The 15,205-nt window shown below is 63.5% G+C and carries 17 protein-coding genes and 1 pseudogene; 14 read left to right on the top strand and 4 right to left on the bottom strand.

Features of this window, described 5'->3' with window-relative positions; all coding sequences use genetic code 11:
* Positions 1–24: 24 nt before the first annotated feature.
* The 3 genes from V7E26_RS06410 to V7E26_RS06420 are packed head-to-tail and all read right to left on the bottom strand — an operon-like array spanning position 25 to position 1,262.
* On the bottom strand, positions 25–450 hold the full coding sequence (locus V7E26_RS06410; RefSeq protein WP_324414596.1) for a hypothetical protein: 426 nt from the start codon (positions 448–450) through the stop codon (positions 25–27).
* A gap of 46 nt (positions 451–496) precedes the next feature.
* A complete protein-coding gene (locus tag V7E26_RS06415; RefSeq protein WP_324414597.1) occupies positions 497–985 on the bottom strand; it encodes a phage holin family protein in 489 nt (162 codons plus the stop codon).
* A 1-nt stretch (position 986) separates the two neighbouring features.
* Positions 987–1,262 carry a hypothetical protein gene (locus V7E26_RS06420; RefSeq protein ID WP_324414598.1) on the bottom strand — a complete coding sequence of 92 codons (276 nt, stop codon included), beginning with the start codon at positions 1,260–1,262 and terminating at the stop codon, positions 987–989.
* A 174-nt stretch (positions 1,263–1,436) separates the two neighbouring features.
* Between V7E26_RS06420 and V7E26_RS06425 the strand changes: the two genes are divergently transcribed.
* Genes V7E26_RS06425 through V7E26_RS06435 form a run of 3 tightly spaced genes read left to right on the top strand, consistent with a single transcriptional unit; the run spans position 1,437 to position 4,457 of the window.
* Positions 1,437–2,573: an MlaE family lipid ABC transporter permease subunit gene (locus V7E26_RS06425; RefSeq protein WP_324414599.1), complete on the top strand. Its 1,137-nt coding sequence runs from the start codon at positions 1,437–1,439 to the stop codon at positions 2,571–2,573.
* Between the two features lie 2 nt (positions 2,574–2,575).
* Positions 2,576–3,349 carry an ABC transporter ATP-binding protein gene (locus V7E26_RS06430; protein WP_324414600.1) on the top strand — a complete coding sequence of 258 codons (774 nt, stop codon included), beginning with the start codon at positions 2,576–2,578 and terminating at the stop codon, positions 3,347–3,349.
* Positions 3,350–3,353: 4 nt separating this feature from the next.
* Complete coding sequence (locus tag V7E26_RS06435; RefSeq protein ID WP_324414601.1) at positions 3,354–4,457, top strand: ABC-type transport auxiliary lipoprotein family protein; 1,104 nt, start codon at positions 3,354–3,356, stop codon at positions 4,455–4,457.
* Positions 4,458–4,522: 65 nt separating this feature from the next.
* Here the strand turns inward: V7E26_RS06435 and V7E26_RS06440 are convergent, their stop codons facing one another.
* A complete protein-coding gene (locus V7E26_RS06440) occupies positions 4,523–4,840 on the bottom strand; it encodes a c-type cytochrome (RefSeq protein WP_324414602.1) in 318 nt (105 codons plus the stop codon).
* A gap of 188 nt (positions 4,841–5,028) precedes the next feature.
* On the opposite strand from V7E26_RS06440, the gene V7E26_RS06445 reads away from it, so the two are divergent.
* From V7E26_RS06445 to V7E26_RS06495, 11 genes and pseudogenes are all read left to right on the top strand, one after another.
* Positions 5,029–5,742 (top strand): Crp/Fnr family transcriptional regulator, encoded by a 714-nt coding sequence (locus tag V7E26_RS06445; protein ID WP_324414614.1) that lies wholly within the window; start codon positions 5,029–5,031, stop codon positions 5,740–5,742.
* Positions 5,743–5,822: 80 nt separating this feature from the next.
* On the top strand, positions 5,823–5,963 hold the full coding sequence (locus tag V7E26_RS06450) for a hypothetical protein (RefSeq protein WP_324414603.1): 141 nt from the start codon (positions 5,823–5,825) through the stop codon (positions 5,961–5,963).
* 570 nt (positions 5,964–6,533) lie between these two features.
* The gene (gene ccoN / locus V7E26_RS06455; protein ID WP_442893359.1) at positions 6,534–8,156 is read left to right on the top strand and encodes a cytochrome-c oxidase, cbb3-type subunit I; all 1,623 of its coding nucleotides are present in this window, start codon (positions 6,534–6,536) and stop codon (positions 8,154–8,156) included.
* 11 nt (positions 8,157–8,167) lie between these two features.
* Positions 8,168–8,902: a cytochrome-c oxidase, cbb3-type subunit II gene (gene ccoO / locus V7E26_RS06460; RefSeq protein ID WP_324414605.1), complete on the top strand. Its 735-nt coding sequence runs from the start codon at positions 8,168–8,170 to the stop codon at positions 8,900–8,902.
* 9 nt (positions 8,903–8,911) lie between these two features.
* Positions 8,912–9,076, top strand: coding sequence for a cbb3-type cytochrome c oxidase subunit 3 (locus V7E26_RS06465; RefSeq protein WP_324414606.1), 165 nt, complete (start codon positions 8,912–8,914; stop codon positions 9,074–9,076).
* Between the two features lie 7 nt (positions 9,077–9,083).
* The gene (gene ccoP / locus V7E26_RS06470) at positions 9,084–9,956 is read left to right on the top strand and encodes a cytochrome-c oxidase, cbb3-type subunit III (RefSeq protein WP_324414607.1); all 873 of its coding nucleotides are present in this window, start codon (positions 9,084–9,086) and stop codon (positions 9,954–9,956) included.
* Between the two features lie 96 nt (positions 9,957–10,052).
* Positions 10,053–11,516, top strand: coding sequence for a cytochrome c oxidase accessory protein CcoG (gene ccoG / locus V7E26_RS06475; RefSeq protein ID WP_324414608.1), 1,464 nt, complete (start codon positions 10,053–10,055; stop codon positions 11,514–11,516).
* 20 nt (positions 11,517–11,536) lie between these two features.
* Complete coding sequence (locus V7E26_RS06480; protein WP_324414609.1) at positions 11,537–12,034, top strand: FixH family protein; 498 nt, start codon at positions 11,537–11,539, stop codon at positions 12,032–12,034.
* Between the two features lie 12 nt (positions 12,035–12,046).
* A complete protein-coding gene (locus V7E26_RS06485) occupies positions 12,047–14,239 on the top strand; it encodes a heavy metal translocating P-type ATPase (protein ID WP_324414610.1) in 2,193 nt (730 codons plus the stop codon).
* Positions 14,239–14,394, top strand: a pseudogene (gene ccoS, locus V7E26_RS06490) (cbb3-type cytochrome oxidase assembly protein CcoS); the annotation flags it as partial. The gene V7E26_RS06485 and the pseudogene ccoS, both read left to right, overlap by 1 nt.
* A 222-nt stretch (positions 14,395–14,616) precedes the next feature.
* Positions 14,617–14,784 (top strand): hypothetical protein, encoded by a 168-nt coding sequence (locus V7E26_RS06495; protein ID WP_324414611.1) that lies wholly within the window; start codon positions 14,617–14,619, stop codon positions 14,782–14,784.
* Positions 14,785–15,205: the final 421 nt, after the last annotated feature.

Consider the following 15,205-nt stretch of genomic DNA (forward strand, 5'->3'; position numbering starts at 1 on the left):
AAGGCCGGAAAACGGCGTCATCGTTCAGAGATACGATACCGACGTCACGCGATAGGTGTGCATCTTGCCGCCTTCGTTGAGTGAAACATATTCGCCAACGACGAAGCGTTCGTCCGCGAAGTGATAGCCGACGTCATCAGGCACGCTGGTGTCGCCGTCGTCATAGTGAAACGCCCAGCCGCCGCCGGGGCGGTGCATCAGGTGTCCATGCTTGTCCTCCTGACCCGGCCGCTGCCGCACGACGCGGCAGGCCTCGCGATGCTCGCGCCACAGCTTGGCGTCGATGCGATCTTCGGAATCGAGCGGCGCTACGATGATATAGGCGACCTCATCATCGCCTTCGGGATGGCCGGGCTCGCGGGCCAGCGCGAGCCGGAACTGGCGGAATTGGGCGGGGAGGGAGGCGTTCAGGATCGGCTTCGGCTTGGTCCTGCTTCCGGTCTTCGACATCTGGTGTAGCTCCTTGTTTCTGATGAGGCTGCCGCTTCCGGCAAGATCAGTTCGGCTCGGCCGCGGCCTGCGCCGCGGCGGGTGCCCTGGATTTCTTCAGGCTCGTGATGATGATCGTGATCAGCGGCACCAGCGCCAAGGGCAGGGCGCTGTTCAGGGGATGGTGCACCATGCCGGTGAACTGCGACTGCAGCGCGCGGGCCTCGTTCTGCAACGCCTCGATCGAAGAGCCGTGAATCTCGTTGGCCAGTTCGAGTTCGCGGCCGGAGGGCGGTCTTCCGCCGACCACGAACAGGACGGCAGCAATCACGAAATTGGCGGCGCCGAGAATCGCGGCTGCGGCAATCGCACTCCAGATCTGCACCAGCGCGAAATAGGCCGACAGTTCCAGCATCAGCAGGCCGAACGCCGCGATCAGCGCGGCGAAGGCCCGCAAGCCAAGCCCGACCAGCATGTGCCGCAAGCGGATTTCCGCAATGATGCGATCCGTGCGCCACAGCGCACGCAAATGCTTGACGACTATCTCGCTGTTCACTTCAGTTTCTCCTCAGCATCAAGCCGATCGCGACACCGATCGCGAAGGCGGATGCCAGCGCCGCGATCGGCCGTTCGGCGACCAGCCGCTCGACATGTTTTTCTTCCTTGCTCAAGGTCTCGCCGAGCTCGCTCAGCGCCGCCTTGATCTGGTCGGCAATGGCTTCCGACTGGCTCCTTGCGGAGCCGAGCATGTCGGCAGCGGACACGTCCAGAAGACGCGACATCTCGCGCTTTAGCGCCAGCAGCTCTTCACCCAGTCCGCCTGATTTGAGCATTGATCCCGCCCGCATTTTCGTAACAATTGAACCCTAGGTGATACGGCGCTGGCGCAACTTGATTTGCGTCAACCCGCGCGCGTCATCGGGCGCATCCGCCGCTTTGAGGCAGGTCAACATGATCGGCGACTCCGCGGCCTAGAAGAGCGGCCTATCGAGTGAAGGACAATCATCTTGGCGACTGCACCTCTGCTAACGGCAACGCCATCGGGCGATACGCTCGAATTGCACCCCGGCGGCTCCTGGACGGCAGCAAATGCGGCAATGCTGGAACGCTTGTCCGAGAACGTAGCCCCACAGCTCGACCGTGCCCTCGCCGTCAGGCTGGACATGGCCGGCGTGCGCGAGCTTGATACGCTCGGCGCCTGGCTTCTGGAGAAGATATCGCGGCGCGTTGTCGCAGCAGGCCACCGCGCCGACATCGTCGGCATTGCCGACAATTATGCCGGGCTGATCGACGAGGTGCGGCAGGTCAACCGCAGAAAGCCGGCACCGGCACCGACGGCCAATCCGGTCATCGCGAAGCTTGGCGATATCGGCCGCGCCACCATCGATTCGAGGCAGGACATCGCTGCCTTCCTGCAGATGCTGGGCGCCCTCTGTTTCGCGATTCTGGGCGTCCTCCGGCGGCCGCGATCGCTGCGGCTGACATCGCTGACCTACCAGCTCTATCGCGTCGGCTGGCAGGCGATTCCGATCGTGGTGCTGATCACGTTCCTGATCGGCGCCATCATCGCGCAGCAGGGCATTTTCCATTTCCGCAAGTTCGGCGCGGATTCCTACGTGGTCGACATGGTCGGCATCCTCGTGCTGCGCGAGCTCGGCGTTCTGATCGTCGCCATCATGGTCGCGGGGCGGTCGGGCAGCGCCTATACCGCGGAGCTCGGCTCGATGAAGATGCGCGAGGAAATCGACGCGCTCTCGACCATGGGACTGGATCCGATCGAGGTGCTGATGCTGCCCCGGATTCTGGCGCTGGTGATCGCCTTGCCGATCCTGAGCTTCATCGGCGCGATGGCGGCGCTTTACGGCGGCGGGCTCGTTGCCTGGTTCTACGGCGGCATGGGACCGGCGATCTTCCTGGCGCGGCTGCATGAAGCCGTCTCGGTTACGCATTTCGAGGTCGGCATGATCAAGGCGCCGTTCATGGCCCTGGTGATCGGCATCGTCGCCTGCAGCGAGGGCCTGCGCGTGAAGGGCAGCGCGGAGTCGCTCGGCAAGCGGACCACCACCTCGGTCGTCAAGTCGATCTTCCTGGTCATCGTGCTCGACGGGCTGTTCGCGGTGTTCTTCGCATCGATTGGAATGTAGCGATGCAGGAAGCCGCCCAACCGTTTGCCATCCGGGTGAGCGATCTCGTGGTGGGATTTCGTCGCCACGTCGTGATCGATCATCTCGCCCTGGATGTGCGCCGCGGCGAGGTTCTCGGCCTTGTCGGGGCTTCCGGCGGCGGGAAATCGGTGCTGATGCGAACCATCATCGGCCTGATCCCGCGACAGGCCGGTGAAATCGAGGTGATGGGCTCGCCGATCAATCACGACCGCGCCACGCGGAGCGCCGCCGGCAGATGGGGCATCCTGTTCCAGCAGGGAGCATTGTTCTCGTCGCTCACGGCGCGCCAGAACATCCAGTTCCCGCTGCGGGAAAATCTCGAACTGTCCGAAACCCTGATGGACGAGATCGCGACCGCAAAGCTCGAGATGGTCGGGTTGACGGCGGAGGATGGCGACAAATTTCCTTCGGAGTTGTCGGGTGGCATGACCAAGCGCGTGGCGCTGGCACGGGCGCTCGCGCTCGATCCCGCGATCGTATTCCTGGACGAACCAACCTCGGGGCTCGATCCAATAGCCGCCGGCGATTTCGACGCGCTGATCAAGACGCTGCAGAAGACGTTGGGCCTCACCGTGTTCATGGTCACCCACGACCTCGCCAGCCTCAATACGGTCTGCGACCGCGTCGCGGCGCTGGCCGACGGCAAGATCGTCGCCATCGGTCCGATGCGCGAACTGCTTCAATCCGAGCATCCCTGGGTGCGAGCCTATTTTCACGGCAAGCGCTCCCTGATGCTGCAACCCAAAGCGAGCTAACGAAATGGAAACCCGCGCTCCCTTCGTCATTGTCGGCGCCTTCGTGCTCGCAGCCATCGTGGCCGTGTTCGGCTTCGTCTATTGGCTGCAAAACACCGGCGGGCTCGGTTCGCGCGCCAGCTATCGCGTGCAGTTCGAGGGCTCGGTGCCGGGGCTGCTGGTCGGCGCGGCCGTGCTGTTCAATGGCATCCGGGTCGGCGAAGTAACCGAGCTTGGGCTTGCACCCGGCAATCCCCGTGCCGTCAACGCGACCATCTCGGTTGCGTCGACGACGCCGGTGCGCGCCGACACCAAGGTCGGACTGGAATTCCAGGGCCTCACCGGCGTGCCGGTGATTGCCCTTGAGGGCGGCACGCAGATCGCCCCGAGCGGCGAGGTGCCGACGCTCATCGCCGAGCCAGGAGCCGGGCAGGGCATGACCCAGGCCGCCCGCGATGCCCTGCGCAAGGTGGATACGGTGCTGTCGGATAATTCGGACGCGCTGAAGGACACCATTGCCAATTTCAAGGTGTTTTCCGAAGGACTGGCGCGCAACACCGGCAAGCTCGACGGCATCGTCGCCGGCCTTGAACGGATGACCGGCGTCACCAGTCCGCCACCGAAGATCACCTATGATCTGCGCGCGTTGCAGAACCCGGGGCCGGTGGGAAAGACCGTCAACGTGCAATGGGCAATCCCGGAGCCGACGGCGGTTGCGATGCTGGAGACGCAGCGTTTCCTGTTTTCGCCGGCGCAGGAGTATCCGGGATTCGCAGAAGCCATGTGGGCCGACGCGTTGCCGAAGCTGATCCAGGCGCGGCTGATCGAAAGCTTTGAGAACTACGATATCGCGCATGCGCCGCTGCGCATGACCGACGTCGGACAGGCGGAATTCCAGTTGCTGATCGACCTCAGACGGTTCCGCATTGCCATGGATTCCGGACCGGCGGCGGAAATTGCGTTGTCGGCCCGGATCGTCGACAAGAACGGCAAGGTCGTCGCCTCGCGCCTGTTCGAAGAGCGCGAGAAGTTTGCAACCGTCGCGCCGGCCGAGGCCGTGGCGGCGTTCAGCGAAGCGTTCGGCCGGATGGCAAAGAGCATGATCGCCTGGACGGTGCAGGCGAATTAGCGCCTGATCCGTCTCGTATTGGATCGAATTCCGCTTCGAAAATCGCCGAAGCGCGTCCTCGCGGCCTATTCCAGCGTCTTGAGGTAGGCCAGCAGATCGCCGATCTGGTCCGGCTCGAGCTGGAAGGCCGGCATGGTCGGGTGACCGGTATAGATGCCTTCGGCCAGCGCTTCGCCCAGCGTCTCGATCGGGTAGCGCTTGTGCAGGGTGCGGAACGGCGGCGCGATCTTGAGCGGGCTGGGGGATACCTTGTCGATGGCATGGCACTTCGCGCAATTGTTCAGCGCAAAGGTCTTGCCCCGCTGCTCCTGTGGCGAAGCCGCCATGACAGGCGCCGAGGTAACGAGTGCGAACGCCAGCGGCAGCAGAATTCGTCCGATCATCGCAGCTTAAGTCTCCGTGGAAAAAAGCAGGTTCCAGCCCTGAGCCACACTGTGACGGTTTATTCGCCGGGCAATTTGATGTGGATCAAACGGCGCGTCGTGGATCAGCTACAATGAACTATATCTCCACTGGCGGGGCTATCGCCGCGACGACGCGGCGTCATCCAGCGCCTGAATGGGCAGCGATAATGATACGAACCATCTCTCCGAACCGGGCAAGTTTCGGCCGCTGTTCGGCCTGTGCCGTCCGCTCGCTCAGCATCTGCGGTGCGCTTGATCAGACGGACCTTGCGGAGTTCGAGCGGATCGCCCGCCATGTTCATCTCGCCCCGGGTGAAGCGTTGTTTACGGCGGGCCAGCTCGCGCATTCCGTCCACAGCCTGACAGCGGGTTTTGCGCGGCTGTACAAGCTCCTGGCTGATGGGCGTCGTCAGGTAATCGGATTTGCCTTGCCCGGCGACTTTCTTGGCACCGCGCCGTCCGATCGCTACACTTTTTCGACGGATGCCATCGATTCCGTGACGGCCTGCCGTCTTCCCCGGGAGGCATTCACGCACTTCATCGAACAGAGACCGCATTTTCTGCTTCGTATCAATGAATTCGCGGCTCGCGAATTGATGCTGGCGCAGGAGCAGATGTTGCTGCTGGGGCGGCGCACCGCGGAGGAGAAAGTCGCTTCCTTCCTTATCGGCTGGCGGCAGCGGCTGGCCCAGATCGGCGACGAGCGGCAAACCATTGCGCTGCCGATGAGCCGGCAGGACATTGCCGATTATCTCGGCCTGACGATCGAAACGGTGAGCCGGACGCTGACCCGGTTCGAGCGCGAAAAAATGCTCATCATCGTCACCGGCGGCGTTCGTCTCCTGGATGCGGAGCGGGCCGCAGCCGTGGCAGCAGCGTAAAAAGCGGCAAATTTGATGCAGGTCAAAGCCGTCCCCGAACCGCGCAGGCATGCTTTGTTTCTCCGTTGGAGATCAACCGCATGCCTACCGATTCGCTCCTCGTTGCGCTCTTTGTCGTCGCAATGTTCGTGATCTTTGCAGGCGTACTGTACTGGGGCGACATGCAGACCCGGCCGAAGCAACTCGCCGATTCCTCCGCCGCCAAGCGCCGCGCTTTCTGATCGCGATGGACCGCAGGCGCGGTCCGCCCGGAAGAGCCGGGAAGCCTGGATTGGCACCCTGCATCTGCTTCAAATCCGGACTTGCTTGATTCACGTCAAGACGACGACCGCTGGACCGCGCTTTTTTGCCGCCGGCCCCAGTGAGGCTTCGTTATGACGATCCCATCCCAAGACACACAAAGATTGGCTGCCGCTGTCGGCCGCTGCCTGCGAGCGATAGCGGTCAGGTTTCGGCACTTGGCTCCGCGAAGGCAGTGCGCCCCGGCGCGGGACCTGTCGTATCCGGAATTTTACGGGCTCTCCGCTCGACGCGGATCGGCGAGAATCGCGCGAGCGCGCCGGGACGACCTCGCGCTCGCTGCGGAACACCGCACGTCCGCGCAAGCATACCTGCCGATTGGCCCATCCTGTTGCTGAATTCGCTTCCGTTCCAACCAGCGTCTCGACGATTTGCGCAAAACGGAAGGGAATTGACCTCGATCAATTTCCCGGTCGCGAAGCTGTGATCACTGAGACCGGTATTCGCAGAAGAGACCCACACCCATGACCCAATCTCCAACCGCAAAATCGATGACACATGGCGAAGCCGGTCTGGTGCTGGTCTTTTCGCTATCCGCCTTCCTGTGCCTGTTCGCCGTGGCCAAGGCGCTGGATCCGGCGTTTGCTTTCCATGCGGCGCTGTCGGCCGCCGCCAGCCTGGCGACGGTGATCGTCATCGGGAACCGGTATTTCGCGCGCCCGGCAGCATTACCGCCGCAGGAAATCAACGGCCGGCCCAATTACAACATGGGCCCGATCAAGTTCTCGGCCGTGATGTCTGTCATCTGGGGCATCGCAGGATTTACGGTCGGGCTGCTGATCGCTTCCCAACTCGCGTGGCCATCGCTCAATTTCGATCTGCCGTGGACCAGCTTCGGCCGGCTGCGGCCGCTGCACACGTCGGCGGTGATCTTCGCCTTCGGCGGCAACGTGCTGATCGCAAGCTCGTTCTATGTGGTGCAGAAGACCTGCCGCGCGCGCCTCGCCGGCGACCTCGCGCCCTGGTTTGTCGTCGTCGGCTACAATTTCTTCATCCTGGTCGCCGGCACCGGCTACCTGCTCGGGGTGACCCAGTCGAAGGAATATGCCGAACCCGAATGGTACGCCGATCTCTGGCTGACGATCGTCTGGGTGGTCTACCTGCTGGTCTTCCTGCTGACCATCATCAAGCGGAAAGAGCCGCATATCTTTGTCGCCAACTGGTTCTATCTCGCCTTCATCATCACCATTGCCGTGCTGCATCTCGGCAACAATCCCGCGCTGCCGGTCTCGGTATTCGGCTCGAAATCCTACGTTGCCTGGGCCGGCGTGCAGGACGCCATGTTCCAGTGGTGGTACGGACATAACGCGGTCGGCTTCTTCCTGACCGCCGGCTTCCTCGCCATCATGTACTACTTCATTCCGAAGCGCGCCGAGCGGCCGGTCTATTCCTATCGGCTGTCAATCATCCATTTCTGGTCGCTGATCTTCCTCTACATCTGGGCCGGTCCGCACCATCTGCACTACACGGCGCTGCCGGACTGGGCGCAGACGCTCGGCATGACGTTCTCGATCATGCTGTGGATGCCGTCCTGGGGCGGCATGATCAACGGCCTGATGACGCTGTCGGGCGCCTGGGACAAGCTCCGCACCGATCCGGTGCTGCGCATGCTTGTCGTGTCGGTCGCCTTCTACGGCATGTCGACCTTCGAAGGGCCGATGATGTCGATCAAGGTCGTCAATTCGCTCAGCCACTACACCGACTGGACCATCGGCCACGTGCATTCAGGTGCACTGGGCTGGGTCGGCTTCGTTTCCTTCGGCGCGCTCTACTGCATGATTCCCTGGCTGTGGGATCGCAAGGGCCTCTACAGCCTGAAGCTGGTGAACTGGCACTTCTGGACCGCGACGATCGGCATCGTGCTCTACATCTCGGCGATGTGGGTGTCGGGAATCCTGCAGGGCCTGATGTGGCGCGCCTACACCTCGCTCGGCTTCCTCGAATACTCCTTCATCGAAACCGTGGAAGCGATGCACCCGTTCTACATCATCCGCGCCGCGGGCGGAGCGCTGTTCCTGATCGGGTCGCTGATCATGGCTTATAATCTCTGGATGACGGTGCGCTCGGGCGAAGCGGAAGTGCAGTCGCCCGTTGCTCTTCAGCCGGCGGAATGAGGAGCGCAGAAATGTCTTTCTGGTCACGGCATCAAATCTTCGAAAAGAACTCGATTGTCCTGGTTGTGGGCATCCTGGTGGTTATCGCGATCGGCGGCCTCGTCGAGATCACTCCATTGTTTTATCTCAAGAGCACGATCGAGAAGGTCGACGGCGTCAGGCCGTACACGCCGCTCGAGCTGGCCGGGCGCAACGTCTACGTCCGTGAGGGCTGCTATCTCTGCCACTCGCAGATGGTCCGGCCGCTGCGTGACGAGATCGAGCGCTATGGGCACTACTCGCTCGCCGCCGAAAGCATGTACGACCATCCCTTTCAGTGGGGGTCGAAGCGTACCGGTCCTGATCTGGCGCGGGTCGGCGGCAAGTATTCTGACGAGTGGCACGTCACGCATCTGAATAATCCGCGCGCGATCGTGCCGCAGTCGGTGATGCCCGGTTACTCGTTCCTGTCGCAGACGGAAGTCGACGAGAGCAGCGTCGCGGCCCATCTGCGCACCAGCCGCGCCGTCGGCGTGCCCTATTCGGACGAGCAGATTGCCAACGCCGTCGCCGATCTCAAGGCGCAGGCGGATCCCGACAATCCCGGCGTGGATGCGTTCACCAAGCGCTATCCAAAGGCGGTCGCCCGCAATTTCGACGGCAAGAGCGGCGCGCCGACCGAAATGGATGCGCTGGTCGCCTACCTGCAGATGCTCGGCACGCTGGTCGACTTCAAGCTCTACAACGAAAAAGCCAATCTTCGCTGAGGCAGAACGATGAAAGCAATCCTCACGGCCCAAAACATTGCGTCGGACCTCGTCACGACGTTCTGGACGCCGATCTTCGTCGGCATCTTCATCGCAATCCTGACCTACGCCCTTTGGCCGCGCAACAAGGCCGTGTTCGACGAAGCGGCCAAAATGCCCTTGCGCGAGGAGTGAGCCGATCATGACCGAACACAGCGATATCGATCACGTCTCCGGAACGTCGACCACCGGCCACCAGTGGGATGGCATCAAGGAGCTCAACACGCCGCTGCCGCGCTGGTGGCTGATCACCTACTATCTGACCATTGTCTGGGCGATCGGCTACTGGATCGTCTATCCGGCCTGGCCACTGCTCTGGAGCCATACCACCGGCATCTGGAACTACTCGACGCGCGCCGATGTCGCGATCGAGCTCGCCAATCTGGAGAAGATCCGGGGCGACAAGATGGTGGCGCTTGGCAACGCCTCGCTGGAGGAGATCGAAAAGAATCCGGCCCTGCTGGCGCTGGCGCGTGCGCGCGGCAAGACGGTGTTCGGCGACAATTGCGCGCCCTGTCACGGCAGCGGCGGGGCCGGGGCGAAGGGCTATCCCAACCTGAATGACGACGAGTGGGTGTGGGGCGGCAGCCTCGACCAGATCATGCAGACCATCCAGTTCGGGGCCCGTTCGGGGCATCCGAAGGCGCATGAGGGCGCCATGCTGGCCTTCGGCAAGGACGGTATCCTCAAGAAGGACGAGATCGTCACCGTCGCCAACTACGTCCGGTCCCTCTCGGGGCTGCCGACCGCCGCCGGCTATAATGCTGCCGCCGGCGCCAAGCTTTTCGCCGACAATTGCGTCTCGTGCCATGGCGATGATGGCAAGGGGAACCAGGAACTCGGCGCGCCGAACCTGACCGACAAGATCTGGCTCTATGGTTCCGACGAGGCGACCCTGGTCGAGACCATCAGCAACGGCCGTTCCGGCGTCATGCCGGCCTGGGTGGGGCGGCTCGACCCGTCCACCATCAAGGCTCTGACCGTCTACGTACACTCGCTCGGCGGGGGTAAATAACCGCGGAGCGATGCTGCACCACCGCGTCGTTTGAGATGGATCAAACGCGGTTGCAAGGCCGGGTCTACAGTGAACGTCCCAGAGACCGACCCAGCGATGACCAGGACCGTGAACCCGACCGAACTCGAGCTTGACGACAACGCGCCGCTCTATGCGGCGCGCAAGAAAGTCTACCCGCAAAGCGTCTCCGGCACCTTCCGCCGGACCAAATGGGGGCTGATGGCATTCTGCCTCGGCGTCTATTACCTGCTGCCCTTCGTGCGCTGGAATCGCGGCCTCGGCGCACCGGATCAGGCAGTGCTGGTCGACCTGCCGAACAGCCGGTTCTATTTCTTCTTCATCGAGCTGTGGCCGCAGGAGGTCTACTATTTTACCGGCCTGTTGATCGTGGCCGCCCTGACGCTGTTCCTGATGAACGCGGTCGGCGGCCGCATCTGGTGTGGTTATCTCTGCCCGCAGACGGTCTGGACCGACCTGTTCTACGCCGTCGAGCGGATGATCGAAGGCGACCGCCGCGAGCGCATGCGCAAGGACGCGGCCAAGGGCACGATGAAGCTCGAGCGCTTCGCCGAAATCCTGCTGAAGCATTCGATCTGGCTGATGATCGCCTGGTGGACCGGCGGCGCCTGGGTGCTTTATTTCAACGATGCGCCGACCCTGGTGAAGCAGCTCGTCACGTTCCAGGCGCCGATGATCGCCTATATCTGGATCGGCATCCTGACGGCGACGACCTATATTTTCGCAGGCTGGATGCGCGAGCAGGTCTGCGTCTACATGTGCCCGTGGCCGCGCATCCAGGCCGCGCTGACCGACGAATGGGCGCTCAACGTCACCTACAAATATGATCGCGGGGAAGCGCGCACGTCGCTGAAGAAGGCCAACGAACTGCGTGCGCTCGGCCAGCCGGTCGGCGACTGCGTCGACTGCTATCAGTGCGTTGCCGTGTGCCCGACCGGCATCGATATCCGCGATGGTTCGCAGCTCGAATGCATCCAGTGCGGCCTGTGCATCGACGCCTGCGACACCGTCATGACCAAGATCGGCCGGCCAACCCGCCTGATCGGCTATGACAACGACATCAACATTCATCGCCGGGAGGAGGGCAAGCCGCCGATCTACCGGATCGTGCGCCCGCGCACCGTCACCTATGCCGTCCTGATCGCCGCCGTCGGCGCCATCATGCTCTATGCGATGCTGACGCGCACGCTGCTCGACATCAACGTGCTGCACGACCGCAACCCGGTCGCGGTAAAGCTCGCCGACGGATCGATCCGCAATGCCTACACCATCCGCCTCCTGAACAAGCGGGGCTTCGACCGCGTCATCGCCATCGACGTCGACGGTCCGGTCAACGCCACGCTGCATGTCGTCGGCGCCGATTCCGTGACGCAGGACCGGCCGATGATCGTCCTGGCGCGCGACACCACCACCGAATTGCGGGTCCTGGTCACCGCGCCTGCGGAGAGCAACCCCGCCAAGTCCGTTCCGGTGAACTTCCGCGTCAGCGATATCGGGCTCGGCGAGGTTGCCACGGCCACCGACCACTTCGTGTCGCCATGAATTCCCTGGGGAGCATCCACATGAATCAGGTGCAGCCGTCACGACCCGTCACCGGGCGCATGGTGTTCTTCATGCTGGTGGCGTTCTTTGGCGTCGTGATCGGGGTCAACGTCATCATGATGCGGCTTGCGATCCAGACCTTGCCTGGCACCGAGGTCGACAGCGCCTACAGCGCCAGCCTTGCCTACCAGAAGGAGATCGCCACCGCCCGCGCCCAGAGCGCGCGGAACTGGAAGGTCGATGCCCATGTCGAACGCAGCGGGCAGGGCGGTGCGACGCTGCGGGTCGAGGCGCATGATGAATCGGGACGGCCGATGTCCGGCCTGCAATTCCAGGGCCGGTTCGAGCGGCCGACAGACCGCCGCGCCGATCTGCCGGTCGAGCTCGCCGAAGTCGGGATCGGCATCTATCGCGGAAACGCGGAAGCTATCGCGCCCGGCCAGTGGGATCTCGTGATCGAAGGCGTGGCGGCCGGACAGCGGCTGTTCCTGTCCAGGAATCGCGTGCTGTTGAACTAGGGAAGCCCGATCATGCAGGCGACGCGAGATTTTTCACACTATGTCCGGCATCTCGGATCAGGGCTGGCCCATATCGATCTGGCGGTCGAGGGCGTCAATTGCGCCGGCTGCATGTCGAAGATCGAGCGCGGGCTGTCGGCGCTGCCCGACGTGACGCTGGCGCGCGTCAACCTGACCGACCGCCGCGTGGCGCTGGAGTGGAAGGAGGGCGCGCTCGACCCTGTCAGCTTCATCGACCGCCTCGCCGAGCTTGGCTACAAGGCCTACCCGTTCGAGCCGGTCCGCGCCGAAGCGGTGGAGACGGCGCAGGCGAGCTTCCTGCTGCGCTGCCTCGGCGTCGCGGCCTTTGCCGCCATGAACGTCATGATGCTGTCGATCCCGGTATGGTCCGGCAATGACACCGACATGATCCCCGAGCAGCGCGATTTCTTCCATTGGCTGTCGGCGCTGATCGCCTTGCCGGCGGCGGCCTATTCGGGGCAGCCGTTCTTCAGGTCTGCCTGGCAGGCGCTTCGCGCCCGCCGCACCAACATGGATGTGCCGATCTCGATCGGCATCGTGCTGGCGCTCGCGATGTCGGTGGTGGAGACGATCCATCACGCCGAACATGCCTATTTCGATGCCGCGCTGATGCTGCTCGCGTTCCTGCTCGCCGGCCGCTACCTTGATCAGAGCATGCGCCGCAAGACGCGGGCGGTCGCCGGAAACCTGGCGGCGCTGAAGGGCGAGACCGCGACGAAATTCGTCGGTGTCGATGAAATCAGCGTCGTGCCGATTGCCGCCGTGCAGGTCGGAGATATCGTCCTGCTGCGCCCGGGCGAGCGCTCCGCGGTGGACGGCGCCGTGATCGAGGGGCAGTCCAAGATCGACCAGAGCCTGATCACCGGCGAGACCTTGCCGATCAAGGCGGGCCCGGGCACCGCAGTCTATGCCGGCACGCTCAACCTGTCGGGCGCCTTGCGGGTGCGGGTATCGGCGGCGTCCGAAGGCACGCTGCTCGCCGAGATCAGCCGCCTGCTCGACAACGCGGTGCAGGCGCGCTCCCGCTATGTTCGGCTCGCCGACCGTGCGTCACGGCTCTATGCCCCCGTCGTGCATGCGACGGCGCTTTTGACCATGCTGGGCTGGGCGGCGTATGGCGCGAGCTGGCACGACGCCATCATCACGGCCATCGCGGTTCTCATCATCACCTGTCCCTGTGCGCTCGGGCTGGCGATACCGGCGGTGCAGACCGTCGTTTCCGGTGCCATGTTCCGGACTGGCGTGCTGCTCAATTCCGGCGATGCCATCGAGCGTCTGGCCGATGTCGATCGCGTCGTGTTCGACAAGACAGGAACGCTGACCCTGCCGGAGCTCGACGTCACCAATGCCCTGGACGTTCCCCGCGACGTCTTTGAACTCGCCGGGCGGCTCGCACTCGCCAGCCATCATCCGGTCGCCGCCGCAGTGGCCCGGGCGTCGGGCGCCAGGACACCGATCGCCGGCATCGAGGAGGTGGCAGGCCAGGGGGTGCGAGGTGTCGTCGACGGCCGCGAAATCCGGCTGGGCAGGCCCTCGTTCTGCGGCGCGGACCAGATCGCCAATGACATCCTGTGCCGGGATCCCGAGGCTTCGGTCGTCGCCTTCAGTCACGGCAAGACGCGGCACGTCTTCGCCGTGCGGCAGCGCCTGCGGCCCGATGCGGCCGGCGCCATTGCCACGCTGCTGAAGACCGGCATCCAGGTCGAGATACTGTCCGGCGATCGCGAGCCGGCCGTGCGCCACGCCGCCGAACAGCTCGGCATCAAGGAATGGCGCGCCGGCGTCACGCCCGCCGACAAGATCGCCCGCATCGAGGAATTGAAGCGGCAGGGCGCCAGGGTGCTGATGGTCGGCGACGGCATGAACGACGCGCCGGCGCTGGCAGCCGCGCATGTCTCGATGTCGCCGGTCAGCGCGACCCATCTGAGCCAGGCGACCGCCGACCTGGTGTTCCTCGGCGATCGTCTTGCGCCCGTCGTCGGCGCGATCGGCTTCTCCCGCAAGGCGCTGCTTCTGATGCGGCAGAACCTGTGGCTTGCCGCGGGATACAATCTGTTCGCCGTGCCGCTTGCGATTGCAGGCCTCGCGACGCCGCTGGTCGCTGCCGCCGCGATGTCGGGTTCGTCCCTGCTGGTGATCCTGAACGCGCTGCGCGCGCATCGCGGCGCGAGGGAGTTCGGCTGATGGAAGTCCTGGTATTTCTCGTACCGCTGGCGCTCCTGCTCGGCGCCCTCGGCCTGGCGGGCTTTCTCTGGTCGCTCAAGAACGGCCAGTACGACGACCTCGAAGGAGCAGGGTGGCGCGCGATCGCCGATGATGAACCCGTCGCGGAGGAGCCGGCGGCTTCGACGGGGAATGGTGGCGCCACAGATTCCGGCCGCGTGGAGAATCAGACTCGCAAATGCGACTCGGCCGCCTGACGGCGTCCCGGATCATTCTCCAGCTTGCGTTGGCGCAAACGCGGACGGGCTGGCGACCCCTAAAGTGATTTCCGCAGCCGAACCTTCCCCCGAACCCGTCATGTCGTTATAGTGGGTCGGGCGTTAAATGGGGTGCGTAACATGACCGTCCAGCAGCCAATCGAGACGCCGCGCGAGCACTATATGGAAGTGGCGCAAAAAGAGATGATCGCGTTCGAGCTGAAAGAGCGAGAGTTCAGCAAGAAGCTGAGGAATGAGCGCGCCGAAGAATTACGGCTGCTGTTCCACAAGGCAGAATTTCACAGCTAGGCACCCGCACGAGCGGCCAATCTACCCCAAGCTCCCGGTAAGATCTCACCAATCGTGAGGGGGTCTGCGGAAGCAATGAGTAGAGCCGTCGCTAATTCAACGCGGTGAAGGCTTTTCATTACCAGGACCCGAGAGTGTCAAAGGATGCGCCGCCGGGCTCGAAATACTGTGTCCCGGCGGCGCCTTGTCCAAGACCGGGCTCTGAAATCCCAGTCGCTGGCCAGCGTGCAGTGCCAATGCCACAGGCGGATGACGATACGGGAAAAACCGGAAGCGCTTGCGATCGAATTGCCAGGCAGGCCGACGCAAATGGGTTGCGCGTCAAATCAGAAACCTGAAAAGCAGCAACCGCCGGGTGACCTCAAGCTAGCATTACAGTTGCCGTTTTGCTTTGAGGTGCGCACGCTGAGCGATTGCCTGG

Source organism: Bradyrhizobium sp., from assembly GCF_036735945.1.
GTDB lineage: Bacteria > Pseudomonadota > Alphaproteobacteria > Rhizobiales > Xanthobacteraceae > Bradyrhizobium.

Bases quoted from the DNA above. Each gene is read 5' to 3' on its own strand.
- V7E26_RS06410 (WP_324414596.1), bottom strand. From the start codon at position 450: ATGTCGAAGACCGGAAGCAGGACCAAGCCGAAGCCGATCCTGAACGCC.
- V7E26_RS06420 (WP_324414598.1), bottom strand. From the start codon at position 1,262: ATGCTCAAATCAGGCGGACTGGGTGAAGAGCTGCTGGCGCTAAAGCGC.
- V7E26_RS06430 (WP_324414600.1), top strand. From the start codon at position 2,576: ATGCAGGAAGCCGCCCAACCGTTTGCCATCCGGGTGAGCGATCTCGTG.
- V7E26_RS06435 (WP_324414601.1), top strand. From the start codon at position 3,354: ATGGAAACCCGCGCTCCCTTCGTCATTGTCGGCGCCTTCGTGCTCGCA.
- V7E26_RS06440 (WP_324414602.1), bottom strand. From the start codon at position 4,840: ATGATCGGACGAATTCTGCTGCCGCTGGCGTTCGCACTCGTTACCTCG.
- V7E26_RS06445 (WP_324414614.1), top strand. From the start codon at position 5,029: ATGATACGAACCATCTCTCCGAACCGGGCAAGTTTCGGCCGCTGTTCG.
- V7E26_RS06450 (WP_324414603.1), top strand. From the start codon at position 5,823: ATGCCTACCGATTCGCTCCTCGTTGCGCTCTTTGTCGTCGCAATGTTC.
- ccoN (WP_442893359.1), top strand. From the start codon at position 6,534: ATGACACATGGCGAAGCCGGTCTGGTGCTGGTCTTTTCGCTATCCGCC.
- ccoO (WP_324414605.1), top strand. From the start codon at position 8,168: ATGTCTTTCTGGTCACGGCATCAAATCTTCGAAAAGAACTCGATTGTC.
- V7E26_RS06465 (WP_324414606.1), top strand. From the start codon at position 8,912: ATGAAAGCAATCCTCACGGCCCAAAACATTGCGTCGGACCTCGTCACG.
- ccoP (WP_324414607.1), top strand. From the start codon at position 9,084: ATGACCGAACACAGCGATATCGATCACGTCTCCGGAACGTCGACCACC.
- ccoG (WP_324414608.1), top strand. From the start codon at position 10,053: ATGACCAGGACCGTGAACCCGACCGAACTCGAGCTTGACGACAACGCG.
- V7E26_RS06480 (WP_324414609.1), top strand. From the start codon at position 11,537: ATGAATCAGGTGCAGCCGTCACGACCCGTCACCGGGCGCATGGTGTTC.
- V7E26_RS06485 (WP_324414610.1), top strand. From the start codon at position 12,047: ATGCAGGCGACGCGAGATTTTTCACACTATGTCCGGCATCTCGGATCA.
- V7E26_RS06495 (WP_324414611.1), top strand. From the start codon at position 14,617: ATGACCGTCCAGCAGCCAATCGAGACGCCGCGCGAGCACTATATGGAA.